Annotated in this window: 21 protein-coding genes; 10 read left to right on the top strand and 11 right to left on the bottom strand. The window is 69.1% G+C overall.

The window, feature by feature from the left end:
* Positions 1–66: 66 nt before the first annotated feature.
* From SYV04_RS13650 to SYV04_RS13640, 3 genes are all read right to left on the bottom strand, one after another.
* Positions 67–993 (bottom strand): type VI immunity family protein, encoded by a 927-nt coding sequence (locus tag SYV04_RS13650; RefSeq protein ID WP_321546174.1) that lies wholly within the window; start codon positions 991–993, stop codon positions 67–69.
* Complete coding sequence (locus SYV04_RS13645) at positions 990–1,772, bottom strand: hypothetical protein (protein WP_321546173.1); 783 nt, start codon at positions 1,770–1,772, stop codon at positions 990–992. Before SYV04_RS13645 ends, SYV04_RS13650 begins: the two co-directional genes overlap by 4 nt.
* A gap of 291 nt (positions 1,773–2,063) precedes the next feature.
* Positions 2,064–2,735, bottom strand: coding sequence for a hypothetical protein (locus tag SYV04_RS13640; RefSeq protein WP_321546172.1), 672 nt, complete (start codon positions 2,733–2,735; stop codon positions 2,064–2,066).
* 262 nt (positions 2,736–2,997) lie between these two features.
* On the opposite strand from SYV04_RS13640, the gene SYV04_RS13635 reads away from it, so the two are divergent.
* Positions 2,998–5,139 (top strand): hypothetical protein, encoded by a 2,142-nt coding sequence (locus SYV04_RS13635; protein ID WP_321546171.1) that lies wholly within the window; start codon positions 2,998–3,000, stop codon positions 5,137–5,139.
* A 1-nt stretch (position 5,140) separates the two neighbouring features.
* Here the strand turns inward: SYV04_RS13635 and SYV04_RS13630 are convergent, their stop codons facing one another.
* Positions 5,141–8,287: an ABC transporter substrate-binding protein gene (locus SYV04_RS13630; RefSeq protein ID WP_321546170.1), complete on the bottom strand. Its 3,147-nt coding sequence runs from the start codon at positions 8,285–8,287 to the stop codon at positions 5,141–5,143.
* A gap of 202 nt (positions 8,288–8,489) precedes the next feature.
* Here SYV04_RS13630 and SYV04_RS13625 point away from each other — a divergent pair, with 202 nt between their 5' ends.
* Complete coding sequence (locus SYV04_RS13625; RefSeq protein ID WP_321546169.1) at positions 8,490–9,380, top strand: transglutaminase domain-containing protein; 891 nt, start codon at positions 8,490–8,492, stop codon at positions 9,378–9,380.
* A 9-nt stretch (positions 9,381–9,389) separates the two neighbouring features.
* On the opposite strand, the gene SYV04_RS13620 is transcribed toward SYV04_RS13625, so the two are convergent.
* Entirely contained in the window at positions 9,390–10,415 is a 1,026-nt protein-coding gene (locus SYV04_RS13620; RefSeq protein ID WP_321546168.1) for an arginine N-succinyltransferase, read from the bottom strand.
* 311 nt (positions 10,416–10,726) lie between these two features.
* Between SYV04_RS13620 and SYV04_RS13615 the strand changes: the two genes are divergently transcribed.
* Together SYV04_RS13615 and SYV04_RS13610 are read left to right on the top strand one after the other, a co-directional pair.
* Positions 10,727–11,713: a polysaccharide lyase family 20 protein gene (locus SYV04_RS13615; protein WP_321546167.1), complete on the top strand. Its 987-nt coding sequence runs from the start codon at positions 10,727–10,729 to the stop codon at positions 11,711–11,713.
* A 69-nt stretch (positions 11,714–11,782) separates the two neighbouring features.
* On the top strand, positions 11,783–13,297 hold the full coding sequence (locus SYV04_RS13610) for a pyridoxal-dependent decarboxylase (protein WP_321546166.1): 1,515 nt from the start codon (positions 11,783–11,785) through the stop codon (positions 13,295–13,297).
* 38 nt (positions 13,298–13,335) lie between these two features.
* Here the strand turns inward: SYV04_RS13610 and SYV04_RS13605 are convergent, their stop codons facing one another.
* Positions 13,336–13,776, bottom strand: a complete 441-nt coding sequence (locus SYV04_RS13605; protein WP_321546165.1) for a hypothetical protein — start codon at positions 13,774–13,776, stop codon at positions 13,336–13,338.
* Positions 13,777–13,929: 153 nt separating this feature from the next.
* Here SYV04_RS13605 and SYV04_RS13600 point away from each other — a divergent pair, with 153 nt between their 5' ends.
* The 3 genes from SYV04_RS13600 to SYV04_RS13590 all read left to right on the top strand — a co-directional run bounded on the left by SYV04_RS13600 (position 13,930) and on the right by SYV04_RS13590 (position 15,940).
* Complete coding sequence (locus SYV04_RS13600) at positions 13,930–15,225, top strand: TIGR04013 family B12-binding domain/radical SAM domain-containing protein (protein ID WP_321546164.1); 1,296 nt, start codon at positions 13,930–13,932, stop codon at positions 15,223–15,225.
* A 15-nt stretch (positions 15,226–15,240) separates the two neighbouring features.
* Positions 15,241–15,585: a hypothetical protein gene (locus SYV04_RS13595; protein WP_321546163.1), complete on the top strand. Its 345-nt coding sequence runs from the start codon at positions 15,241–15,243 to the stop codon at positions 15,583–15,585.
* Positions 15,586–15,697: 112 nt separating this feature from the next.
* The gene (locus SYV04_RS13590; protein ID WP_321546162.1) at positions 15,698–15,940 is read left to right on the top strand and encodes a hypothetical protein; all 243 of its coding nucleotides are present in this window, start codon (positions 15,698–15,700) and stop codon (positions 15,938–15,940) included.
* Positions 15,941–16,028: 88 nt separating this feature from the next.
* Here SYV04_RS13590 and aceA read toward each other — a convergent pair whose 3' ends face one another.
* Both aceA and aceB read right to left on the bottom strand, forming a co-directional pair.
* Positions 16,029–17,315, bottom strand: coding sequence for an isocitrate lyase (aceA, locus tag SYV04_RS13585; protein WP_321546161.1), 1,287 nt, complete (start codon positions 17,313–17,315; stop codon positions 16,029–16,031).
* 22 nt (positions 17,316–17,337) lie between these two features.
* Complete coding sequence (gene aceB, locus SYV04_RS13580; protein ID WP_321546160.1) at positions 17,338–18,963, bottom strand: malate synthase A; 1,626 nt, start codon at positions 18,961–18,963, stop codon at positions 17,338–17,340.
* A 259-nt stretch (positions 18,964–19,222) separates the two neighbouring features.
* Between aceB and SYV04_RS13575 the strand changes: the two genes are divergently transcribed.
* The 3 genes from SYV04_RS13575 (at position 19,223) to SYV04_RS13565 (ending at position 21,261) form a co-directional block, all read left to right on the top strand.
* Entirely contained in the window at positions 19,223–19,588 is a 366-nt protein-coding gene (locus tag SYV04_RS13575; RefSeq protein WP_321546159.1) for a PspC domain-containing protein, read from the top strand.
* 83 nt (positions 19,589–19,671) lie between these two features.
* Positions 19,672–20,238 carry a Uma2 family endonuclease gene (locus SYV04_RS13570; protein WP_321546158.1) on the top strand — a complete coding sequence of 189 codons (567 nt, stop codon included), beginning with the start codon at positions 19,672–19,674 and terminating at the stop codon, positions 20,236–20,238.
* 21 nt (positions 20,239–20,259) lie between these two features.
* Positions 20,260–21,261 carry a serine/threonine protein kinase gene (locus SYV04_RS13565; protein ID WP_321546157.1) on the top strand — a complete coding sequence of 334 codons (1,002 nt, stop codon included), beginning with the start codon at positions 20,260–20,262 and terminating at the stop codon, positions 21,259–21,261.
* 3 nt (positions 21,262–21,264) lie between these two features.
* Here SYV04_RS13565 and SYV04_RS13560 read toward each other — a convergent pair whose 3' ends face one another.
* From SYV04_RS13560 to SYV04_RS13550, 3 genes are all read right to left on the bottom strand, one after another.
* Positions 21,265–22,224, bottom strand: a complete 960-nt coding sequence (locus SYV04_RS13560; protein ID WP_321546156.1) for an aldo/keto reductase — start codon at positions 22,222–22,224, stop codon at positions 21,265–21,267.
* A 143-nt stretch (positions 22,225–22,367) separates the two neighbouring features.
* Positions 22,368–22,898 carry a WbuC family cupin fold metalloprotein gene (locus SYV04_RS13555; protein WP_321546155.1) on the bottom strand — a complete coding sequence of 177 codons (531 nt, stop codon included), beginning with the start codon at positions 22,896–22,898 and terminating at the stop codon, positions 22,368–22,370.
* A gap of 55 nt (positions 22,899–22,953) precedes the next feature.
* Positions 22,954–23,436 carry an MOSC domain-containing protein gene (locus tag SYV04_RS13550; RefSeq protein ID WP_321546154.1) on the bottom strand — a complete coding sequence of 161 codons (483 nt, stop codon included), beginning with the start codon at positions 23,434–23,436 and terminating at the stop codon, positions 22,954–22,956.
* Positions 23,437–23,540: the final 104 nt, after the last annotated feature.

Raw genomic sequence — 23,540 nt, 5'->3', positions numbered from 1 at the left:
CTACCTTGTGAGGCGGCACACCCGCCAGCTTGGGTTCAGCGGACGGCTCCGGTAGAGCGGCCCCGCTCACTGACAGAGGCGGCGGAGCCAGCGGCGCATGTTGTCCTTGTCGAGGGAAACCCAGCCAGAGCGCTCCTCGTAGAGGAGGGGCTCCAGCAGGTGAGCCAGGGCCCGGTAGTGCGCCACATCGAGTTTCCGCGAGCTCTGGATGTCGATGGCATCGGGCCACTGCCCGAGGGTGAGCAGCAGGCGCTCACCTTCCAGCGGGTGGAAGGTGATGTCCTGGAAGGGGAGCTTGTGTCGCAGCGCCTCGATGCCACCGAGCTGACTGAGCAGGGGTTGACCCAGGAAGGTGAGCCAGTAGGCGCCTCTGGCGCGGGTGCCAATGACCGAGCAAGTGGAATCCAAGTGATAGAAGTCCAAGCCCATGTAGCGATTGAGCAGGCCGATCAGCTCGTGGCGGGCCGCGTACCACATCCCGTGTGGGGAGATAACGGCCAGACTGGCGTAGCCGAAGCTGAAGGGCAGCTCGTGAGCCAGCTCCAGGGCCACGGTGCGCAGGTGGGCGGGACCGTGCCCCAGGAGGTACTCGGTGGGAAAGGTGAAGCTCACCCCACAGCTAGAGTCCTCGTCGCGTTCGAAGCTCGGGGCATCGAGTCTCCAGCCCCGGTACTCGAAGTGGTAGCCGCCTATTTCGCTACAGTCCTCCTCCAGGTCGACGTTCCAGGCATCCCCCCAGGGTCGCTCGAGGAGTTTCCAGCGGATGTGCTCCCAGCCCTTGTCATCGAGCGGGAGGGTGTCTCCATCTTCCGCCCCATACCAGTTGAGCGACTGCGGGAGGATGGCACGACGGTAGGTCTGTAAGGCCCGCCACAGAGCGGGGGCGATCTCTCCATGCGGGCGGCGCATGAAGAAGCAGAGGACGAGTCCGTCACGGGCGACCATCCTGTCGCCCTTGCTCATCAAGCGGAAGACGGGAAAGCGCTCGCTCATCGAGCTATCCCCCCACGGGGTGAGATGAGCAAAGGCTCTCCTCCCAATGCGTCCTTGTAGACCTTGCCCTGGCTGGAACCGGTATAGGCGCTGTTGTCTCCATACTCCTTCCACCGTGGTTCGTTGGTGTCGGGACAGGGAAACTTGAAGTCCAGGATGAGCACGGCACGCCGCAGGTTTTTATCGGCATGAAGGACGATGTCGGGCTTGATGGTGCGCCAGAGTTCGCGGGTACAGCCCAGGGCAATGAGGCGCTCCTCCTCGGCGCGACTGACGGTCTCCAGGAAGTTGGCATGAGGGTAGTAGCGGTAGCGCTGCTCGAGGCTGAACGGCGCGGGCCAGAGTTGCTCGAGGACCTCGCGAGCGCACTGGAGGGCGCGGGCATGTTTCTGCTGGCCCAAGAGCATGGCGCGGGTGATGGGCTCGGCGCAGCCGTCCACCACCACCTCCTCGCCGCACTCGGCGCGAGTGGGGGCGCGGTTACCGAAGAAAGACGAGTTGACCTGGCGCTCAGCCTGCCGGGCACACTCCCAGAGGCGCTCCTCGAAGTCATTCACCGCGTTGTCGCTCTCGAGGAGGACCAGCAGGGCAGGGACGAACTCGGCGAGACTGGAGGCCACGACCCGGGTGGCGGCGGGGACAAGACTGCTCGTTGCTTCACCTGTGGTGGCGGCATGGCGGATGCGGCCAACGGTCTCCGTGTCGAGGCGCAAGTCACCACGGGTGGATGGCCTGGGGTTGCTGGCGCAAGCCGCGAGCACGGCACTGGCGAGGCTCAAGCATGCGAAGCTCCAGAGAACGCTTCGAGCATGGGCATGTTCAATCATTTCCGAAGACCCATTTAACGGCGTGCTCCTTAACTAAGCGTGACGGGCTTTGACTCAGAGGCTTGGGGCGTCAGTGGGGCTGCCATCACCGGATGAACAAGCTGCTCTGGTCGGGTCTGCGGTCGTCTCTGGGAGCGCATGGCGTGGGACGTGAGAGTCACACGCTTCTCTATCAGGACTTCGCCGAAAGGGAGGAGGGGGGCCATTCCGTCCGCGTCCTGGCCCCCCTCTCAGCACGTAGTCCTACGCCGCCTCACGGGCGGGGTTGAGGCACTCCAGGATGGCCTCCGCGAGCTGCTCCAGCTCCGCCTCCGGTACGTCCTTCACGCTGAGGAGGATCTGGTCGCGGTGGAGTCGGGCGTTGAGCCGCACCAGGGCGTTCTCGGGGAAGAAGCGTGCCAGGGTGTCATGGTAGCGCTGGAGGCGCACCATGTCCGTGGTGGGGATACCCGGAGCGGGCGGCGAGCGCTTGTACTGCACCGCCAGCTTCAGTTCCTCCACGGTGCATTCGGCGAAGGGCTTCTGCACCGGTGCGCCCTCCTCCTGCGGCACCGTGATAGGCGTGGGGCCCGGGTCCTTCACATCCACCTTGGTGCCCGAGAGCTTCTCGTAGGTGAGCAGGACATACAGGTTGTTCATGCCGTATTGCCCGCAGTGCTCGGCGTTGAACTGGCGCGCCACGGTGCCGTACATGCTCAGGGCGGACTGGCTGAGCCCCTTGATGCGCTTCTTGAAGAAGTCCTGGGCATTCTTGTACTGGGGCTTCTTCGCCAGCTTGTTCTCCACCACGTAGTTGTAGAGCCGGCCGATCTCGTGCGTGTCGAGGTTGCCCTGCCGCACGAGTGTGGTGATGCGCTCCTCGACCTGCGGGAGCGTGAGGTTGAGACGCGTATCGTTCGGGGTATTTGTGTCCATCGTTGTCACTCCTCTAATGATAGGGGGCCGCGGGAGTGCGCCCCCCCGCGAGCGCTAAAGCAGGAGTGAGGCCAACGGTAGGATCGAGGAGTTTCAGCCCCTTCGCGTGCGAGGAGAGTCCAGAAACGAGACGCACCGTCCACGCGCGGGGACTGGGCGGGCGCCACTTCCAGTTGAATGGAAGCAGCCGAAAGCGTCTCGTCCGAACGGAGGATTGCACTGCCTCTTCAGGCCTTGGCGCGAAGCTGGTTAAGTCCGCCCCATGCTCCGCACTCGGCCCTGGCTCCTGTTCCTCGTGGCGCTCGTGCTTGCTGGTGCCTGCCGGTGTGACGAGCCAGGCGTCGGAGGCGCGCGTGGTGACTTCCGGCCCCAAGACACGCAGGTGGACTTCGGCCGCGTGCTGGAGGGCACCCAGTCCCGCCGCACGGTGACACTGCTGGGCACGGGGCGCGCGGGGGTGACGGTGACGGCGAGCGCCAGCGCACCCTTCTCCGTCACTCAGGGCACGGTGTCGGTGCCGGGCGGTGGCACCGCGACGTTGGAAGTGGTGTTCACCGCGGGCAACGGGCCGGCGGAAGGCACGCTGGAGCTCACCGCGGGAAGCCGTGCCGAGTCCGTGGCGCTCAAGGGCCTGGGCGTGCGCCCCCTGGCGTGCGTGCCGACGGCGCAGTGTGTCCAGTCCCGCTTCGAGCTGGAGCCGGGCGTGTGTGTGGAGTCGCCGCTGCCCGACGGAACGACATGCGTTCCCTCCAGCCTCTGCCAGGAGCGAGGCCGGTGCCAGGCGGGCGTGTGCGTGGGCGAGCCGCGCCTGTGTGACGACGATGACCCGTGTACGGTGGACTCCTGCTCTGCCACCGAGGGCTGTGTGACGGAGCCCGTGGCGTGTCCCCAGCCCGCGAACCCCTGCCGCGTGGGCGTGTGCCAGCGCGAGCGCGGCTGCGGCGAGGCGGACGCCGCCGACTACAGCATCTGCGGCCCGGTCGACTGCCGGACGGCCAGCGTGTGCTTCTCCGGCACCTGCCGCACCGTGCCCACGCCGGATGGTTTCGTGTGCTCGCCCGCCACGCCCTGCCAGGGAGAAGGCCGCTGCCAGAGCGGCGAGTGCCAGCGTCCGGATGCGGGAGACCTCGTGCCCAGCTTCTCCCAAGGGCTCGGCGGAGTGCCCGTGGCGGAGACGGGAGGGCCGGTATTGCTCTCCTATGGAGGTGCGCTCTTCACCTCTGTCTGCGCGGACGACGCAGGCTGCCGTCTCGTCTCCTTCACGGAGAACGGCCTGCTTCGCTTCGAGGCGCCATATACGGATGGTGGAGTACGCACGCTGTTGGCCGTGTCGGACGCCGGCGTGCTCCTGCACGAGCCCGAGAGCCTGGAGGGGTATGGACGCGCCATTCCGGGCGAGCGCCTGTGGCAGGCCTCGCTTCGGGAGCAACGGCCGCCCGATGTGCAAGGAGAGCCCTCGACGGGCGTGGGGCGCGTAGCGGTGACCGCCGAGGGAGAGGTGGTGTCGCTCATCGCGTGGCAAGCCCCCGAGGACGCCGGAAGGGAGCTCGACGGAGGCGTGGATGCAGGTGCCTCCGAGGCACTCGCGACGCTGGTGGTCTTCGGCACGGACGGAGGCGTCCGTCGCTCCGGCACCGTGGAAGGCTTCGGAGCAGGAGACAGCCGCGTGGCGCTCGACGAGCAGGGACTGGTGCTCTTGTGCGCGCAGGGCGGAGGTCAGCTCTCACGCGCCGAGCCGCAGCCCGAGGACGCGGGCACCGGCTTCGTCACCGTGCCGCTGCTGGACACGGACCGGGACGGAGGCGCGTCCCTGGCGGTGGCGGGAGGGCGGCTCTTCGCTGGGACGAGACGCTTCGCCAGCACGGACGGAGGCAACCTGGCCCACGTCTCCTGGGACGGAGGCACGCAACCCCTCATGCCCCTGGACGAGCCGGCACTGCTGTTGGGAGACGTGGGCTACGCCTTCGCGCGCACATGCCCGGATGCGGGCCCCGGCTCCTGCGCTCCAGAGCAGGAGCGGCTGGTACTCCGGGCCCTGAACGCGCGCACCGGCGAGACAGCCTGGGAAGCACCCGTGCTCCCATTGGATGAGCCGAGCATCCTTCACGAAGCCTCGCTGGTGAGCGGAGGCGCGGTGGGCGCACTCACGAGCACAGCCCTGGACGGCGGCGGACCGCTGGCCTCCATCCAGTTCCTCTCCGCCCAGGGGCAGCTCGTCTGCCCGCTGCCGGGCACGCCACGCATCGCCGGTGCGGTACACGTCGGGCGCAACCTCTACGTCGTGCTCGAGCGCGACGGCGTCTGGAAGCTGGAGGCGTTCGACCTGGGCCCCAACGGTCTGGCCGAGCAGCACGGCTGGCCCCAGCGCCACGGAGTCCAGGGCACCCGCCGCGCGAGGCCCTGAGTCAGAGCGCCGCGTCCGAGTCCACCCACAGATCCTCGTAGCGCACCTGCGGCGGCGTCATGTGCAGCCGCAGGCCCTGCACCATGGGGCTCGCCACGGCGTAGATGCGGTCGTGGTACAGGGGAATGAGCGGGCAGTCCTGCTCGAAGATCTTCTCGGCGCGCCGGTAGAGCTGCTGGCGCAGCTCCGGATCAATGGAGACGCGCGCCTCGGCGGTGATCTTGTCCAGCTCCGCGTTCTGGTAGCCGAGCGGGTAGATGGTCTGCGCGCTCGAGTGGAGCAGGAAGTAGAGGAAGTTGTCCGGGTCCGGGTAGTCGGCGATCCAGAGGTTCCGGAAGGCGGGGATGCGACCCTCGCGAAGCCGCGAGGCGTACTCCTGCTGAGGCAGCTCCATGTACCGCAGCTCCAGGAGCCCCGCGTCGATGAGGCGGCGGAAGAGCACCTGGTCCTCGGTGCTCGTGTCCTGGCCGGCGGGGTAATAGAGCGTCAGCGGCACCGTGCGCACGCCCGCGTCGCGCAGCAACTGCTCGGCCCGAACGAGATCCGGCCCTGGCACCACGCCCGGCTCGCTCTCCTGGAGCAGCTCCGGCGGCGTGAGCGTGCGCGCCGGGCGGGCCCCTGGGTGGAACTGCTCCACCAGGGCGGGGATGTCCAACCCCGCGCGGATGGCCTGCCGCACCCGCACGTCGTCATAGAGCGACTCGCGCAGGTTCAACCCGATGAAGGCCGTGGAGGGCGTGGCGCTGGCGATGACCTGGAAGTCCTCCATGCCGGGCATCTGTGCCTGCTGGGCATAGAGGAAGGAGACGACATCCACCTGGCCGGACTTGAGCCGGGCGAGCGCATCCTGCCGGGACTCCTCCAGCTTGAACTCGAGCCGGTCCAGCAGCGGCTGCCCGGAGCGGAAGTAGGTGGGGTTGCGCTCCATGACGATGCGGTCCTGCTCGAAGCTCATCAGGCGGTAGGGCCCGGTGCCGAGCATGCGCCCGTTCATGTCCACCCGAGCGATTGCCGTGGGCGTCAGCGCCAGCAGGTGGAGGAAGAACGCCTTGGGCTCGCGCAGGCGAATCTCCAGCGTCATGTCATCCAACGCGTGGATGCCGCTCACCTCGCGGCTGGTGCCGGCGGTGTACTCCTGCGCCCCTTCGATGTCCTCCAGCAGGGTGCGGTCCGGCGAGCGCACCGCCGGGTCGAGCAGCCGCTCGAAGTGGCGCTTCACGTCATAGGCCGTCAGCGCCATGCCATCATGGAAGGTGACGCCCCGGCGCAGGTGGAAGCGGAAGATGCGCGCCGTGGGGTCGGCCTCCCACTGGTTGGCCAGGTCCGGCACCAGGACGCCATCCTCCAGCCGCAGCAGCCCGGAGAAGACGCACGCGCACAGCTCCGCCAGCTGGTTCTCCACGCTGAAGATCGGATCCAGGTTCTGCCGCGTGCGCAGCGAGGAGGACTGGTGGATGCCCACGCGCAGCCTCCCGCCCGGGCGCGGGCGGGGCAGGCGGAAGCGGAACACCTCCGCCTCCAGGGTCACCGCCTCGTTGCCGAGCTGATCCACGGTGCGGCTCAGCTCATCGCCGCTGCGGATGACGCGGCGCGCGTCCTCGCGCACCCGGGACACCTCCACGCGGATGGCCTCTTCGCCCGTGGTGAGCACCGCGTGCGCGTTGCGGATCTCCTCGATGGCTGACGCCAGCCGCATCACCGCCTCGGACAGGTTGCGGCCGATGCGCGCCTGTCCATCCACTTTGTCCGAGGCGTCCCGGGCCAGTCGCGCCATCTCCCGGGTCTGCCGCACCAGCTCGCGCGCGTGCCCGGACTGCTCGATGGCCGCCCGCGTCACCTCGTCCACCTGGCTCGCCACCCGCTTGCTGGCCTCCACCACGGTGGAGCCCTGCGACTCCAGGCGCTTGGTCTCCTCCACGGTGGACTCCACGGCGGCGAAGGTGCGCTGGGTGATGCTGCGAATCTCCACCAGCGCTCCGGCCGCCCGGTCCCCGCGCTGCACGCCCGCGGTGGCCTGCGCGCGGCCCTCCTTCACCAGCAGCACCGCGGTGCTCACCGCCTCGCGCACGCCCGTCACCATGGAAGAGATTTCCCGGGTGGAGCGCGCGGTGCGCTCGGCCAGCCCGCGAATCTCGTTGGCGACCACGCCGAAGGGCCGTCCGTGCTCGCCCGCCTGCGCGGCGATGATGGCGGCATTGAGCGCCAGCAGGTTCGTCTGGTCGGCGATCTCCTGGATGACGTCGACGATGCGGCCGATCTCCATGGAGCGCACGCCCAGCGAGTCGACGATTTCCGCGGCCTTCCGCACCGTCTCCTCGACGCGGTACATGCCCTTGACGCTGTCGTTGACCAGCTCCTCGCCGCGCTGGGCGGTGGCCGTCACCGCCAGGGCGAGCTGGTTGGTCTCACTGGCGCGGCGGCGCACGGCGTCGATGCCGGTGCCCACCATGGACACGAAGCTCTCGGTCTCGTTGGCGAAGCGCGCCAGCTCGTCTCCCGCGGAGGCGATGTTGCTGAGCCGCTCGCTCATGGCCTGCACCAGCTCGCTGGTGTGGTGCGAGAACTCATCCAGGATGGACAGGGCGTGGCCCACCTGCTGCAACCGCTCGGTCATCTCCAGCAGGGAGCTGGTCGTCTCCTGGGCGAAGTTCTCCATCTGCAGCACGCGCTGGCCGGCGCTGTGGAGGCTCGCGCCCATGCTGGACACCGAGTCCAGCGAGCGGTCCACCGCCGTGCCCTGCCGGCGCGCGGCCTCCATCAACACCCGCGCCTGCTCGGAGACGGAGGTGCTGGTGCGGTGCATGTTCACCGTCACCCGCTGCACCTGGGAGATGGCGCGGCGCAGCGAGGCGATGAGGCGGCGCACGTCCTCCTTGCCCTCGAAGTGCAGCTGCGAGGTGATGGCCAGGTCTCCCTCGGCCAGCTGGGTGAGGACGCGACGGCGCGCGCGGCCGCGCTGTCCCGCCCAGCGGAACCACGACAGCCAGCCGCCCAGCAGGTACAGCAGGGGTGTGCCGAGCAGCAGCGCGAGCCACTCGCTCAGCGTGCGTGACTCTCCCGTGAGCAGGCTTTGCAGCCCGCCGAGGACCAGCGCCGTGGTGAGTCCCCCGACGAGACCGAACCCGAAGAGGTACCGTTTGGCTCCCATGAGCAGCCGCGAAGCTAACCCGCCTTACCCCGCCGTTCCTAAAATCCTTGCACGCTCCAGCCCCTGGCGCGCCTGGGTGGCCGCGGGGGTGCTGCTCCTACCTGGTACGTCGAGCCCCTTTTCAGGGGGAGGGTCCCCCCGGCCCCAGGGGCAGGAGGACTCAGCACGTTACGTTTTCAGCTGGCGGGGCGTGCCGGTGGGGATGGTGACGTTGAAGCGGACGCCTGGCCGCTTCACCTACCACTCGCTGCACCTGCACCGGCGCGAGGGGCACGTGGGGGCCCGGACACGGGAGGTGGCGTTGGCGTTGGATTCCCAGGGCCACGTGGAGGGCTCCCAGAGTCTGCCGCAGGCGCTGTGGGTGTGGCAGGCCCCCGCGCGCAACGGCTGTGTGACGGGGCGCGAGGAGCTGACCGGGCGCGAGGGGCCGCACTGTGTCACCTCCATTCAGGGGCGGGAGGTGGAGGGGACGATGCTGGGGGCGCCCTTCCGGGCCCGGTACGACGGGGCGGGGCGGCTTCAGGCGCTGGAGGTGGGCGCCTCCCGCTTCACCGTGGCGGCGCCCGGCGAGCGGCTGCGGCCTCCTCCCGACCTCTTCGCCGAGGGCGTGCCGGTGGAGGGGCCGCGCGGGGCGTTGCGCTTCGAGCCGCCGTGGCCGGTGCCGGCGCGGCTGCCGGGAATGACGGAGTGGGAGAAGGGCGCGGCGAGAGCCCTGGCCGAGCGTGTCCACGCGGCCTTTCCGGAGAAGGGGCCGGGCGAGGCGGACTGGCGCGAGGGAGGCGAGGGAGAGGCGGGCGGGTGCCTGGCTCACGCGCTGCGCTTCGCCGCGGAGGCGGAGGGACTGGGCCAGAAGGTGGCGCTGGTCCACGGGCTGCTGGTGGTGGACGGAGGACCGGCGCGGCCGCACGCCTGGGTGCGGGTGGCGCTCGCGGGCGGCGGGACGCTGGAGCTGGACCCCACCTCGCTGGACGCGGTGCTGCCCCAGACGCACCTGCCGCTGGCGCTGGTGGACGCGAAGGACTCCGGGCGCGAGGCGGGTGAGCGCTGGCTGGAGTTGCTGCGCGGCAGCCACCGTGTGGTGCGGCGCCCCTGAAGCGGGCCCCTACTCGAAGGGGATGAGGGACAGCCGTGCGCCGACGGGCGCGTCGAGCACTTCCTTGGCGCGAGAGGGCAGGTACACCGTCTGGTCGTCCATGCGCACCTGCGCGCGCACCGCGCGGAAGCGGTTGCGGCCCGAGTCCCGCTCGAAGGCGACGAGCATGTCGTCCCCCTCCTGCTCGAAGTCCTCCGAGGCCAGCTTCGCCGTGCGGTAGCGGCGCACCAGGGTGATGTCCGTCACGTTGGCCTCGAAGTGCGGCCCACCGTCGAACGGGTCGATGCGCTCCACGTACCGGAAGCCGATGCGCTCCAGCATGCGCTGCACGCCGCGCGTCTGCGGGCCCACTTCGCCCAGCACCTTCTGCACCCGCGTCGGGAACAGCGAGGCGTAGATGTCCGAGGCGGGGAACAGCTCCTTGATGAACTCCTTGTTCTGCCGGCTGAGGCGGTCAGCCTCCTGGTAGGACAGGCCGGTGAACTTCCTGCCGCAGGCCTCCCACAGCAGGCTGCGCCCGTCCGGAAGGAGCGGCGGCAGCAGCTCGGCCAGCACCCGAGGGCGGAACAGGCGCCGGTGCATGGCGATGAAGAGGAAGCGCACGAAGGACAGCTGCTTGCCGGGCTTGTCCGGGGTGGCGCGGTAGGGCGGGTCCACCACGAGGCCGCCGATCTCCGTCGGGCCCTCGTAGTGGTAGGCGATGGAGAGCACCTTGTGCCGGAAGTGCCGGTCGATGGAGGCCGAGTAGTGCTCGCGCTCGCTCACCTCGTAATAGATGTGCGGCGCCTCGTAGGTGCCGTGCTGCGCGATGATCATCGAGGTGCCGATGAGGTGCTGGTTGCGCGCATCCTCGAGCACGAAGAGGTACTCGCGCTCCATGGGGTTCTTCACCTTGCCGGCGAAGCTCCGGATCGACTTGTCGATCATCGATGAGAGCGTCTCCTCGTTGTTGGGGAGATTCACCGTATTGAGCACGGCGGCCAGCCGCTTGAGGCCGGCCAGATCGCTCTTCTGGACGTCACGCAGGACAAGCATGGAGGTACCCGGGACGCCCCGTCAGAGGGCGCCGCGAAGGGGTGGGGACCATACACCACGCGTGCTCACAAGCAGCCCCTTGTGTTCCCGGCCGGGGTGACGCCGTGCGTCAATCGCGGGGCTCCCTCCTACGGCCGGTGGGCGGCGTGAGACATGTCTCGCGGTGAAACATGTCTCGAACAGGCCATGCCCCTGCCTGCCTGCTCGCTCTAGCGACGAGGGAGCGGGAAGAAAGGGGGGCAGGAATGAAACATGTTTTTTGGCTAGGGTGCCGTGTTCGTTGGTCAACCAACCTTCACGAGGACGCATCCTTGAGATTCCTCTCCGTATGGCTTGTGACGTTGGCGGTGTCCGGGCCGGCCTTGGCGGGTGTGGTGTGGAGGGGGGACTTCGAGACGGGCAACCGGTCGCAGTACTCGGGGGTGCAGATGGTGAGCGCGGACCGGCTGCAGGTGGTGACGAGCCCGGTGGCGGAGGGCCGCTACGCGCTGAAGGCCACGGTGGTGCAGGGCGATGACCCCATCGACTCCAGCGGCAACCGCAACGAGCTGTTCCACTTGAGCAACGAGACCGCGGGCACGGAGTACTACTACCGCTGGAAGGTGATGTTCGCGCCGGACTACCCCAGCGAGCGCGCCTGGCAGGTCTTCACCCAGTGGCACCACGACGGGTGCTGCGGCTCGCCGCCGGTGGAGTTCCACGTCTACGGGGAGGAGATGCGGCTGACGCTCACCAGCAGCGTCACCCCGTGGACCGCGCCGCTGACGCGCGGGGTGTGGCACGAGTTCATCTTCCACGTGAAGTGGTCGGCCGACGCGAACACGGGCTTCATCGAGCTGTGGCACAACCGAGAGAAGGTGGTGCCCCGGACGAACCTGGCGACGATGTACGCGGGGACGAAGAACTATTTGAAGCTGGGGCTGTACCGCAAGGACACCATCGTCCCGGTGGGCGTCGTCTACCATGACGCCTTCATCAAGGGGACGCAGCTGGCGGATGTGCTGCCTCCGGCCCCGCCGGACGCGGGCACGCCGCCGCCGGACGCGGGCACGCCCGATGCGGGCCTGCCGCCCGCCGAGCCAGACCCGAGCACGCCCGCGCCGGAGGCGCCCACGTCCGGAGGCGAGACGACGCCCGGTGGCACTCCGGAAACGGGAGAGTCCCCGCCCGGCGGAGTCCCGGAGATCATCGAGTCGGGCACCAACACGGGCATCGGCTGCTCCGCCGCGGGCAGCCCGCTCGCGGCGTTGGCGCTGCTGGGGTTGCTGGGAGCCCTGCGCGCCCGCTATCGGCGGTGAGCCCACGGGCGAGGGCCTCGCGGGGCCTCGACACACCCGGGGTGCGTCACTAGGGTTCGCCACCCTGCCATGAGTGACGAGCGCGACGAGGCGGTGCCCCACCTGAATGCCGAGGAGTTCCGGCGGTTGGGCCACCAGATGGTGGACTGGATCGCCAACTACTGGGCGCGGCTGGAGTCCTTCCCCGTGCGCTCGCAGGTGGCGCCGGGCGAGGTGGCCGCGAAGCTGCCGCTGCACGCTCCCGAGGAGGGACTGGGTGGCGGCGAGGGCTGGGACGCCGTCTTCCGGGACCTGGATGCCGTGGTGCTGCCGGGCATCACCCACTGGCAGTCGCCTTCGTTCTTCGCGTACTTCCCCGCCAACGCCTCGGGCCCGGCGGTGCTCGGAGAGCTGCTGTCCGCGGGGCTGGGCGTGCAGGGGATGCTCTGGTCCACGAGCCCCGCCGCCACCGAGCTGGAGACGCGGGTGCTGGACTGGCTGGCGGAGCTGATGGCGCTGCCGCAGGCCTTCCGCTCTACCTCGGGCACGGGGGGCGGCGTCATCCAGGGCACGGCGAGCGAGGCCACGCTGGTGGCGATGGTGGCGGCCCGCGCCCGGGTGCGGCGCCAGCGGCCTGGAGATGCGCCCCTCGTGGCGTACGCCTCCACCCAGGCACACTCCTCGGTGCTCAAGGCCGCCATGCTGTGCGGCGTGGCGCGCGATGCGAGCGACACCCTGCACGTGCGCATGGTGGAGACGGATGCTTCCTACGCGATGAACCCGGAGGCGCTCCAGCGCGCCCTTGGCGAGGACCTGGCCGCGGGACGGCAGCCCTTCTTCGTTTGCGCCTCGCTCGGGACCACCTCCTCGGGAGCGTTCGACCCGCTGGGGCCGGTGTCTCGGGCGATGGGGGACACGGGCGTGTCCGCCGCGGGCGGCTGGCTCCACGTGGACGCGGCGTGGGCCGGCGCGGCGCTGCTCTGCCCGGAGTACCGGGAGCCAGCCACGGGGCTCGAGGCGGTGGACTCGTTCGCCTTCAACCCGCACAAGTGGCTGCTCACCAACTTCGACTGCAACGCCTTCTACACGCGGGACCGGAGCGCGCTGCTCGACGCGCTGAGCGTGACGCCCGAGTACCTGCGCAACGCCGCCAGTGCCAGCGGCGCCGTCATCGACTACCGGGACTGGCAGGTGCCGCTCGGCCGCCGCTTCCGCGCGCTGAAGTTGTGGTTCGTCCTTCGCCACTACGGTGCGAAGGGCCTGCGGGCCTACATCCGTGAGCACGTGCGGCTTGCGGGGCTGTTCGAGGACTGGGTGCGCCAGGACACGCGCTTCGAGCTGGCGGCGCCGCGCGCGCTGAGCCTGGTGTGCTTCCGCCTCGCGCCGCGCCCGGGAGAGGCGCCCTCGGAGACGGACGCACGCAACCGCGCGCTGTTGGAGCGGCTGAACGCCAGCGGGAGCGCGTTCCTCACGCACACGGTGTTGCCAGGGGTGGGCGGAGCAAGCGCGAGGTACGTGCTGCGCATGGCCATCGGCGCCCCGAGCACGGAGGAGCGGCACGTACGCGCATGCTGGGAGGCGCTCCAGCGGCTCGCCGAAACGTGACGAGCCGCGAGCGCCTCCACGGGACTACCGAGGTACGGTCAGTCCGCGGCCTCGAGCTGGATGCGGCTGTTGCCCAGGGAGAAGGTGCTGCCCGCGAAGGAGGCGATCGACATGATCGCGAGCTTCTTCATCACCATCATCTGCTCCGTCTGGGCCTGGGACTTGGCCTGGGCCTGGAGCTGGGCGGCGTTGGAGTCCGTCGACGGGGTCGTCGGAGACGGGGGCGTCGTCCCTTGGGCGGGGGCGTTGGGCGTCGCCTGGGCATAGGGAGCGCCGACACCCGCGCTCGGAGCGCCGCCCGAGTTGATGGCGATGGCCGCGGAGACGATGTTCCCGCCGGAGAGCGGGTTGGCGCCACCGGCCTTGGCGGCGCCGCCCTGCTGCAGGAGCGAGCCGAAGCTGGTGCGAGCGGTCGAGGACGCGCTGTCCACGGAAGTCAGGGGCGTCATCCGCGGGCCGCCCAGGCTGTTGATGTTCATGGCTCCTCCAAAGAGATGGGTCCGGCCCGGATCAGGGATCGGATTCCTGATCCCATTATCGGCCAGGAGGGGCGGAAGTTGCTCACCCTCTTTTCTCTTGTGATTCCAGGGGTTTGGTAGGAGTCCTGCCACATGTGGCATGATCGCGCATCCATGAGCTCCAACGGGAAGGTCTCGCTCGTCCTGAGCTACCAGTACCCGGGCAAGTACGCCTTCACGGTCCTGGCGGGCGCCATCGAGTCGGACGCGACGCTCTCGGGCGTGTCGCTTCACTTCCCTCGGGATCGCGAGTCGCTGCTGGCCACGGTGCGGCAGTGCGCGGACGCGGGGGACACGGTGGTGGCGGCGTGGTCCTTCTACTCGGCGAGCTTTGGTGCGGCGGCCGAGGAGCTGACGTGGGTGCGCGAGCGGCTGGAGGGCCGGCGGGTTCTCTGCATCGCCGGAGGGGTACACGCCACGGCGGAGACGGAGCAGACGCTGCGGGCGGGCTTCGACCTGGTGGCGGTGGGGGAAGGCGAGCATCTGCTGCGCGAGCTGCTGGGCCGGCTGCAGCGTGGCGAGGATCCGAAGGGGACGCGAGGGATGGCGCGGTTGGAGGCGGGGCGGGTGGTACACAACGGGCGGGGCGAGGGGGTGGTGGACCTGGACGCCTTCCCTCCGTTCGCGGCGGGGCAGGGGAAGTTCGGGGCCATCGAAATCACTCGAGGATGCATCTACGCGTGCCGGTTCTGCCAGACGCCCTTCGTGAGCAAGGCGCGGTTCCGGCACCGCAGCGTGCGCAACGTGGCAGAGTGGGCACGGGTGCTGCGGCGCTCGGGCCGGCGGGACGTGCGCTTCATCTCGCCCACCTCGCTGTCGTACGGCTCGGTGGACGAGGCGGTGAACCTGGCGGCCGTGGAGGAGCTGCTGGCGGCGCTGAAGGAGGCGATGGCGCCCGAGGGGCGGATCTTCTTCGGCACCTTCCCCTCGGAGGTGCGGCCGGAGCACGTGACGCCGGAGGCGCTGGCGGTGCTCAAGCGGTACGTGGCCAACGACAACCTCATCATCGGCGGGCAGTCGGGCTCCGAGCGCATTCTGAAGAGCAGCCACCGGGGGCACGACACGGAGTCGGTGGTGCGGGCAGTGCGAGTGGCGACGGAGGCGGGCTTCCTGCCCAACGTGGACTTCATCCTCGGGCTGCCGGGAGAAGAGGCCCAGGACATCGACGCGACGCTCCGGTTGATGGAGCAACTCTCGGATCTGGGAGCGCGAGTCCACGGGCACACCTTCATGCCACTGCCGGGCACACCGTACCGGGACGCACCGGCGGGGCGGGTGGACGAGGAGACGCAGCGCCGGCTGGAGCGACTGGCCTCCCAGGGGCGCTTGTACGGGCACTGGAAGCAGCAGGAGGCGCTGGCCGAGCAGATCGTCCAACGCAGAGAGCCACGCGCGCGGGGCCGTGCTTGATTAGGATGTGGGGCGATGGCTGACGACGACGAGTCTCCCCCTTATTGGACCCTCATCTCGGTCCTGTTCAGCACGCAGCCGCTCACGCCCTCGCTGGCGATGACGCTGCACCAGACGGCGTATGAGCTGTACCAGCGGGGCGACTCGTCGGGGCAGGTAGCGGGAGACCTCCTCAGCGGTAGGGTCCACAACCTCCGCAAAGACGTGGCCCTGGGCGGCATCTCCGGCCCGGCGTTCGAGGCGGAGATCGACACGGAGCGAGGCTCGGGCGTGGTGCGCTTCCTGCTGACGCGGCAGGGGCTGGAGCTGATGCAGGCCCGTCCACCCCCGTCGAGGTCGAAGCCGCCGTTGCTGAACTGAAGGCCCATCGCTCGTCTCCACGAGCCCAGGGCATGCAGGCATCCGGGCGCGTGCTGCTCGTGGCCGGCCCATCCGCACCTTGAGGGGCAGACACCTCGAGAGGAGCGAAGCCATGGACCCGAAGGAGTGGAAGGAGCGCAGCGTGGGCATGCCCCTGGATCCGGCGAAGCAGGAGGATCCGGAGGAGGAAGGGGAGCGGCTGCCAGGGGACGGCGGCAGGGAAGCGCTGACCGACCTCTCCGATCAGAACGGCGGGCAGCGCTCGGAGGTGGGAGTGCCCTACAACGGCGCGGGAGACGTGCAGCGCGGCCAGCGCGACGCCTACAACGAGAAGAGCGACAAGAAGAAGCGCTGAGGCGCTCCGCTCGGACCGAAGAAACACAGAGGCAGCGGGCCCTGGGAGCAACAGCCCAGGGACACGCGGCCTCGGTAGTGGCGGAACGCTAGAACTGGTGCGCCTCGGTGGACTCGTTCAGGGCCAGCGTGCTGGAGCAGCCGCCGGAGATGACCTCGGCCACCTGGTCGAAGTAGCCGGTGCCCACCTCGCGCTGGTGGCGCGTGGCGGTGTAGCCGTCCTTCTCCGAGGCGAACTCACGCTGCTGCAGCGCCGAGTACGCCGCCATGCCGCCGTCCTTGTACTGCCGGGCCAGGTCGTACATGGCGTGGTTGAGCGCGTGGAAACCCGCCAGGGTGACGAACTGGAACTTGTAGCCCATGGCGCCCAGCTCCCGCTGGAACTTGGCGATGGTCGCGTCATCCAGGTGCTTCTTCCAGTTGAAGGACGGCGAGCAGTTGTACGCCAGCAGCTTGCCCGGGAACTTCGCGTGGATGCCCTCGGCGAACTGCTTCGCCTGCTTCAGGTCCGGAGTGCTCGTCTCGCACCACACCATGTCCGCGTAGGGCGCGTACGCCAGGCCGCGCGCGATGGCGCACTCCAGGCCGCCCTTGAGGCGGAAGAAGCCCTCGGCGCTGCGCCCCGCCTTCTTGTCGATGAAGGCCTGGTCGTACTCGTCCGCGTCGCTCATCAGCAGCTTGGCGCTGTCAGCGTCCGTGCGGGCCACGAGAATGGTCGGCACGCCCATGACATCGGCCGCCAGTCGTGCTGCCGTCAGCGTGCGGATGAACTGGTTGGTGGGCACCAACACCTTGCCGCCCATGTGGCCGCACTTCTTCTCGCTGGCGAGCTGATCCTCGAAATGCACGCCCGCGGCGCCTGCCTCGATCATCGACTTCATCAGCTCGAAGGCGTTGAGCGGGCCGCCAAAGCCCGCCTCGGCGTCGGCGAGGATGGGTGCGAACCAGTAGCGGTCATCGCGACCCTCGGCATGGTCGATCTGATCGGCGCGCCGCAGGGCCGAGTTGATGCGGCGGACCACGGTGGGCACGCTGTCCACCGGGTAGAGGCTCTGGTCCGGATACATCTGCCCGGCGCTGTTGGCGTCGGCCGCTACCTGCCAGCCGGACAGATAGATGGCCTTGAGGCCCGCGCGCACCATCTGCACGGCCTGGTTGCCCGTCAGCGCACCCAGGGCGTTGACGAAGCTCTCGGTGTGCAGCAGCTCCCACAGGCGCTTCGCGCCCATCTCCGCCAGCGTGTAGCTGATGCGGATGGAGCCGCGCAGCTTCTCCACGTCCTTCTGGGTGTAGTTGCGGACGATCCCCTCGAAACGCTGAGCGTGGAGCTTCGAGTGAGGGGAAGAGTCGGGAGTGGTGGTGGTGGCGTCGTACATGCGAAAGCTCCTCTCGCGGTTTTCAGAACTGCGGGTTCAATGCTTCGTAGGCAGGAAGGGTGAGGAAGTCCTCGAAGGTGGGCGCGGTGGACAGCCGCTCGAAGAGCTCGCTGGCCTGCGTGAAGGACTTCGCCCCGTAGCGCTCGGGCGCGCCCTCCTGGCGCAGGTGGCCCAGCTCCTCGGAGAACACCTGGCGGAACAGCTCCCGCGTCACATGCCGGCCGTCCTCCAGCGTGGCGCCGTGGTGGATCCACTGCCACACCTGGGCGCGGGAAATCTCCGCGGTGGCCGCGTCCTCCATGAGGTTGTAGAGGGGCACACAGCCCAGGCCGTCCAGCCAGGCGGCCATGTACTGCACGCCGACCTTGATGTTGTGGCGCAGGCCTTCCTCGGTGCGGGTACCGCGGGGCACCTTGAGCAGCTCCGCGGGGCCCACCTGCACGTCCTCGCGCAGGTTGTCGAGTTGGTGGGCGCCCTTCATGTGCGAGTCGAACACCTCGCGCGCCAGAGGCACCAGGCCCGGGTGGGCCACCCAGGTGCCGTCATGGCCGTTCTTCACCTCGCGCAGCTTGTCGGCGCGCACCTTGGCCATGACGGCCTCGTTGGCGTCCTCATCGCCCTTGATGGGGATGAAAGCGGCCATGCCGCCCATGGCGTGGACGCCCCGGCGGTGGCACGTCTGGATGAGCAGCCGCGAGTAGGCATCCAGGAACGCCTTGTCCATGGTCACCTGCCCGCGGTCGGGCAGCAGGAAGGCGGGGTCGTTCTGGAGCTTCTTGATGAAGCTGAAGATGTAGTCCCAGCGGCCGCAGTTGAGCCCCGCCGAGTGCTCGCGCAGCTCGTAGAGGATCTCGTGCATCTCGAACGCCGCGGGCAGCGTCTCGATGAGCACGGTGGCCTTGATGGTGCCCCGAGGGATGCCCAGCTCGCTCTGAGCCAGGTGGAACACGTCGTTCCACAGCCGGGCCTCCAGGTGGCTCTCCATCTTGGGCAGGTAGAAGTAGGGCCCGGTGCCGCGCTCGAGCTGCGCCTTCACGTTGTGGAAGAAGAACAGGCCGAAGTCGAAGAGCGAGCCGGAGACGGGCTTGCCATCCACCTCCAGGTGGCGCTCGGGCAGGTGCCAGCCGCGCGGGCGAACGAAGAGCACGGCGGGCTTCTCGTGCAGCTCGTAGTGCTTGCCGTTCTCGGCGGTGAAGTCGATGGTGCGGCGCACCGCGTCCATCAGGTTGAGCTGCCCGCGCACCACGTTGTCCCAGGTGGGGCTGTTGGCGTCCTCGAAGTCCGCCATGAAGACGTTGGCGCCCGAGTTGAGGGCGTTGATGATCATCTTCCGGTCCACCGGGCCGGTAATTTCCACGCGCCGGTCGAGCAGGTCCTGGGGCAGCGGCGCTACCTTCCAGTCGCCCTCCCGCACGGACTTCGTCTCGGGCAGGAACTGAGGCCGCTCGCCCCGTAGGAAGGCGGCCTGACGCTCCTGGCGGCGAGTCAGCAGCGCCTCGCGTCTTCCATCGAACGTCCGCACCAGCTTGGCGACGAACTCGACGGCCTCGGGGGTGAGCACCCGCGCGTAGTCCGGGTTCCAGGCACCCCGAAGCGACACGCCGGGTCCGAAGGTGGGCGGCATCGGGGAGGACACGGGTTCACGCATGAGAACTCCTTGACGTGGCGCGTTGTAAAAGCATCGAGCGCTTCAGAAAATGGGTCTGCCAGAAGGGAAAAGGAAGCACCTGTGAAAGAGAAGCTTGCCTGCTTGTGTAGTTGTGAACAAGAAAATCTATAAATTTGTAAATGCCCTGACGCCCAGGCAGCGCCGGCGGGCAGGCCCCGCGCAATGGGGAGGCACAGGCCGCGTAGGTAGGAATGAGGCCCTTCGAATCCAAGGGGGGCGTACGAAAGGACGAGAACTCATGGACACCCCGAGGCGTTGTGTGGCGTGCGCGATGGATCTCCGGGACGAGGCGACGAAGTGCCCGCACTGCAAGGCCTGGCAGCCGGGCTCGGGGCCGATGCACCGGGGCGGTGAGGGGCGCGCACTCCTGGGCGTGTGCCTGGCGCTCGGGCGGCAGTTCGGCGTGGACGCGGCGCTGCTGCGCGTGGCGTTCGTGATCGCCCTGGCGGTGACGGGCGGCACGGCGTTGATGGTGTACCTGCTGCTGTGGGCCTTCACGCCTCCGTCGGCGATGGGCAAGGCGCCAGTGCAGCGGGTGGTGGACTGGGTGACGCGGGTGACGGACAGCAACTCGGAGGAGCCGCGGGTCGAGCGCCGGGTCTGAGCGGAGCCGCGGGAAGGGGGCTCCTGCCCTGATGGGTAGGAGACCCTCTTGAAGACGTCAGGGGTAGGGTGCATGCTGTGGGCATGCGCTCGCGCCCGCCGCCGAACCCTGACCTGACGTACACCGACCTGGGGGCTCTGCCGTCCAACCTGGTGGGGGAGATGCTTGGGGGCGAGCTGGTGACCAGCTCTCGGCCGGGCACGGTGCAGACGCTGGCGGCCACGGCCCTGCTGAGCACGCTGGGCGGGCCCTTCATGAGCGGCAAGGGAGGGCCGGGGGGGTGGGTGCTGCTCTTCGCGCCGGAGCTGCACCTGGGCGGGGAGATGCTCGTCCCGGACATCGCCGGCTGGCGGCGGGAGCGGTTGCCGGAGCTGCCGGATGTGACGGTGATGACGCTGCCACCGGACTGGGTGTGCGAGGTGCTCTCCGACGAGACGGAGGCGCTCGATCGGGGCAGCAAGATGCTGACCTACGCGCGCGAGCAGGTGGAGCACGTGTGGCTGGTGAACCCGGACACGCGCACCCTGGAGGTCTACCGCTTCGAGGATGCGTGCTGGTCGCTGCTGGCGGTCCACGAGGACGCGGCCAAGGTGCGCGCCGAGCCCTTCCAGACGCTCAAGCTGGAGCTGGGCTCGCTCTGGAAGCGGTGAGCGGCGCGGTACACTGGGGGGATGAGCCCGCTCCAGTCCGTTGCGTTCGGCAACTACCTGCTGCTCGACCGCCTCGCCGAAGGGGGGATGGCCGAGGTGTGGCGCGCGAAGATGTTCGGCGGCGGTGGGCTCGAGCGCCTCGTGGCCCTCAAGCGAATCCTGCCGGCGCTAGCGGACGCCGAGGAGTTCATCGCGATGTTCGTCGATGAGGCGAAGATCGGCTTCCAGCTGATCCACCCGAACATCGTGCAGACCTACGAGGTGGGGGAGCACGACGGCGTCCATTTCCTCTCGTTGGAGTACATCCCCGGCAAGTCCTTGGGGGACCTCCTCGAGCAGTGCCAGCGAGAGGGGCGGCCCGTGCCGTTGCCGCTGGCCTGCTACTGCATCGCCATGCTGTGCGAGGGGCTGGAGTATGCCCACCGCAAGAGGGACCGGAACGGACGGGAGCTGCACATCGTCCACCGGGGGCTCTCCCTCCAGGACGTCCTGGTCTCCTACGAGGGAGAGGTCAAGGTCATCGACTTCGGCATCGCGAAGGCGGCCGGCCGGCGGACGCAGACGCAGCCCGGCATCATCAAGGGAAAGCTCGGCTATCTGAGCCCGGAGCAGATTCGCGGTGAGCCAGTGGACGGGCGCGCCGACGTGTTCACCGTGGGCGTGTGCCTCTACGAGCTGCTCACGGGCCGCCGGCCCTTCGTGGGCGCTCACGAGGTGGACACCCTGCGCCAGATATGCGACGCGCAGGCGCTGCCTCCGTCCACACACGACCCGCGCATCCCCTCCATGCTCGATCAGATCGTCCTCAAGGCGCTCGCGCGAGATGTGTCCGCGCGTTATCGCACCGCCGGCGAGTTCGGTGAGGACCTGCAGCGCTTCCTGGCCCTCGACCCTGTGGGCTTCGGCCGGGAGTCGCTGCGGCAGTACCTGCAGGCGCATTTCGCGGAGGAGGTGAAGCGCGAGGCACGGTGGCGGCAGGAGGTCGCGAACCTCCCGCCGCTGAAGGGCGACGCTCGCGGGTAGCCGCTACTGGCGCAGGAAGTCCTCGATCTCTTTCTGCTCGGTGGGCGAGAGCCGGAAGTCCATGGCGCCGATGAAGCCCTGCACCTGTTCGGCGCTGCGGGCGCCCACGATGGCGGCGGTGACGGCGGGCAGCCGCAGCGTCCACGCGATGGCGACCTCGGCGGGGGAGCGCCCGTGCCGCGCGCCGATCTCTCGCAACCGGTCCACCAGCGCCAGGTGGCGCGACAGGTTCGGCTCCTGGAAGTCCGAGCTGCGGCGCCGCCAGTCATCCTGGGGGAAGGCCGCCACGCGCTCACGGGTCATGGAGCCCGTCAGCAGGCCGGAGGCCATGGGCGAGTAGCCGATGACGCCGATGTTGTTGCGCTCGCAGAACGGGAGGATGTCCGCCTCGATGTCGCGGTGGATGAGCGAGTAGGGCGGCTGCAGCGAGGTGATGGGCGCGATGCGCTGGGCGAGCGCCATCTGCTTCGAGTTGAAGTTGGAGACGCCGATCCAGCGCACCTTGCCCTGGCGCTGCAGCTCAGCCATGGCCGTCCAGCCTGCCTCGATGCCCTCGAGCGAGTCTTCCGCGAGCGGCCAGTGGACTTGATAGAGGTCGATGGCGTCCACCTTGAGGCGGCGCAGGCTGGCCTCGCACTCCCGGCGGATGGAGTCCGGACTCAGCTCGTTGTGGACTTGGCCCTTGGCGTCCCAGACGAGGCTGCACTTGGTGAAGAGGTAGGGGCGGTTCGAGCGGCCCTGCAGGGCGGAGGCGACGACCTCCTCCGAGTGGCCGAGCCCGTACACGGCGGCGGTGTCGATCCAGTTGATGCCCAGGTCCAGGGCGCGGTGGATGGAGTGGATGGACTGCTGGTCATCCTGGTGTCCCCAGGCGTAAGCCCAGCCCGAGCCACCGATGGCCCAGGCGCCGAAGCCGATGGGGGTGATGTGAAGGTCGGACTTGCCGAGCTGCCGCTTCTGCATCGTGTGTTCCTCGGGGTTCAGCCGACGACCGCGCCGCACGTGATGTTGACGGCGGTCGCGGTGATCGGGCTTGCGTAATCTGAAGCCATGAAGGCCGCCACGTTGCCTACCTCCGCGAGCATGGGGAAGCGTCGCAGGAGCAGTTAGGGGCGGAGGTAGCGCCGCTGGTAGTCCTCGCGCAGCCGGGCCATGTAATGGGTGGCTTCGGGGCTGCCCTCCTCGGGAGCCCAGGGCGCGAAGGTCTTGTCATTGGCGGGCGCGTACGGCCCGGTCTTCACCTCGAAGATGACCGTGTCCGGGGTGAGCGCCACGAGGCTGTGGAAGATGCCCGGGGCCAGGTCCACGCCGAAGTGTTCTCCGCCGGCCTCCAGCTCGAGGCAGTCGCGCACGCGGCCATCCTCCTCGAAGGTGAAGAAGGCGAGCTTGCCCTGGAGGAGCACCCAGGCCTCGGCCTTGGGGGGATCCAGGTGCCGGTGGGGCCGCACGTAGCTGTCGGGCTGGATGATGTTGAGCATCCGGTGCAGCGGGTCGGCGTCGCTCTTGTGGAAGGGCTGGATGACGCGACGGCGCGGGCTCTCGCGGGAGGCCTGGGTGACGCTCGCGACGAGTTCGCGCGAGAGGACCACGAGATCGCCCGCCGGAGCGGCGAGGGCGCGAGGGAAGGAGGAGCTCATGGCGCGGGAGCGGAGCATAGGAGCGCCGCTGCCGCTACCCTCACGCGAGCCGGACTCACGGGAGCTTCGGGCGGATGACACGAGGCGCATCGGGGTTGATGTCGAGCAGGCGAACGGTGTCGCCCTCGCGCACGGTGCCACCGCGCAGCACGCGCGCGAGCTGCCCACGCCGGCCCCAGCTCTCCTTCAAGAGCCCCGGGCGCAGCGCATCCAGCTTCCAGCAGGGCACGCACGGCTCGGTGAGCTCCACCAGGACCGTGTCCCCCAGCGCCAGACGCTGGCCCGGAGGCAACGTGTCCAGGGGCAGGCCGGCGATCAGGATGTTCTCCTTGAGGGCGCCCACCTCGACCTGGAGCGCCTCGCGGGAGGACTCGTCCAGCAGCAGGAGCTGGCGCTTGTGGCCGAGCGCACGTTGGAAGTGCCGGTCCCCCTCGAAGCCGCGCTGCTCGACGGCGAGGGCCTCGGGGACGCGGCGCATGGGCGTGCCCCGTGCCTGGGCAAGCAGGAGGGCGCGGATGGTTCCGGTGGCAGGGTTCACGGCTGGACGCTAACCCACGGACAGGCCCCACGCATGGGCGTGACAGCCCGGGCTTTCGTGCTACGGGCGAGGGGCCGTGGGAATGCAGCCCGAGGAGACACTTT

This window comes from Hyalangium ruber (assembly GCF_034259325.1).
Lineage (GTDB): Bacteria > Myxococcota > Myxococcia > Myxococcales > Myxococcaceae > Hyalangium_A > Hyalangium_A rubrum.
The sequence above is the reverse complement of the archived record's forward strand: the minus strand, read 5'-3'. Positions and strand labels throughout refer to the sequence as shown.

Excerpts from the sequence above, each read along its gene's own strand:
- SYV04_RS13620 (WP_321546168.1), bottom strand. The coding sequence starts at position 10,415 with ATGCTTGTCCTGCGTGACGTCCAGAAGAGCGATCTGGCCGGCCTCAAG.
- SYV04_RS13555 (WP_321546155.1), bottom strand. The coding sequence starts at position 22,898 with ATGAGCTCCTCCTTCCCTCGCGCCCTCGCCGCTCCGGCGGGCGATCTC.
- SYV04_RS13630 (WP_321546170.1), bottom strand. The coding sequence starts at position 8,287 with ATGGGAGCCAAACGGTACCTCTTCGGGTTCGGTCTCGTCGGGGGACTC.
- SYV04_RS13610 (WP_321546166.1), top strand. The coding sequence starts at position 11,783 with ATGAGTGACGAGCGCGACGAGGCGGTGCCCCACCTGAATGCCGAGGAG.
- SYV04_RS13560 (WP_321546156.1), bottom strand. The coding sequence starts at position 22,224 with ATGCAGAAGCGGCAGCTCGGCAAGTCCGACCTTCACATCACCCCCATC.
- SYV04_RS13575 (WP_321546159.1), top strand. The coding sequence starts at position 19,223 with ATGGACACCCCGAGGCGTTGTGTGGCGTGCGCGATGGATCTCCGGGAC.
- SYV04_RS13605 (WP_321546165.1), bottom strand. The coding sequence starts at position 13,776 with ATGAACATCAACAGCCTGGGCGGCCCGCGGATGACGCCCCTGACTTCC.
- SYV04_RS13650 (WP_321546174.1), bottom strand. The coding sequence starts at position 993 with ATGAGCGAGCGCTTTCCCGTCTTCCGCTTGATGAGCAAGGGCGACAGG.
- SYV04_RS13625 (WP_321546169.1), top strand. The coding sequence starts at position 8,490 with ATGGTGACGTTGAAGCGGACGCCTGGCCGCTTCACCTACCACTCGCTG.
- SYV04_RS13590 (WP_321546162.1), top strand. The coding sequence starts at position 15,698 with ATGGACCCGAAGGAGTGGAAGGAGCGCAGCGTGGGCATGCCCCTGGAT.
- SYV04_RS13600 (WP_321546164.1), top strand. The coding sequence starts at position 13,930 with ATGAGCTCCAACGGGAAGGTCTCGCTCGTCCTGAGCTACCAGTACCCG.
- SYV04_RS13640 (WP_321546172.1), bottom strand. The coding sequence starts at position 2,735 with ATGGACACAAATACCCCGAACGATACGCGTCTCAACCTCACGCTCCCG.
- aceB (WP_321546160.1), bottom strand. The coding sequence starts at position 18,963 with ATGCGTGAACCCGTGTCCTCCCCGATGCCGCCCACCTTCGGACCCGGC.
- SYV04_RS13565 (WP_321546157.1), top strand. The coding sequence starts at position 20,260 with ATGAGCCCGCTCCAGTCCGTTGCGTTCGGCAACTACCTGCTGCTCGAC.
- SYV04_RS13595 (WP_321546163.1), top strand. The coding sequence starts at position 15,241 with ATGGCTGACGACGACGAGTCTCCCCCTTATTGGACCCTCATCTCGGTC.
- SYV04_RS13570 (WP_321546158.1), top strand. The coding sequence starts at position 19,672 with ATGCGCTCGCGCCCGCCGCCGAACCCTGACCTGACGTACACCGACCTG.
- SYV04_RS13635 (WP_321546171.1), top strand. The coding sequence starts at position 2,998 with ATGCTCCGCACTCGGCCCTGGCTCCTGTTCCTCGTGGCGCTCGTGCTT.
- aceA (WP_321546161.1), bottom strand. The coding sequence starts at position 17,315 with ATGTACGACGCCACCACCACCACTCCCGACTCTTCCCCTCACTCGAAG.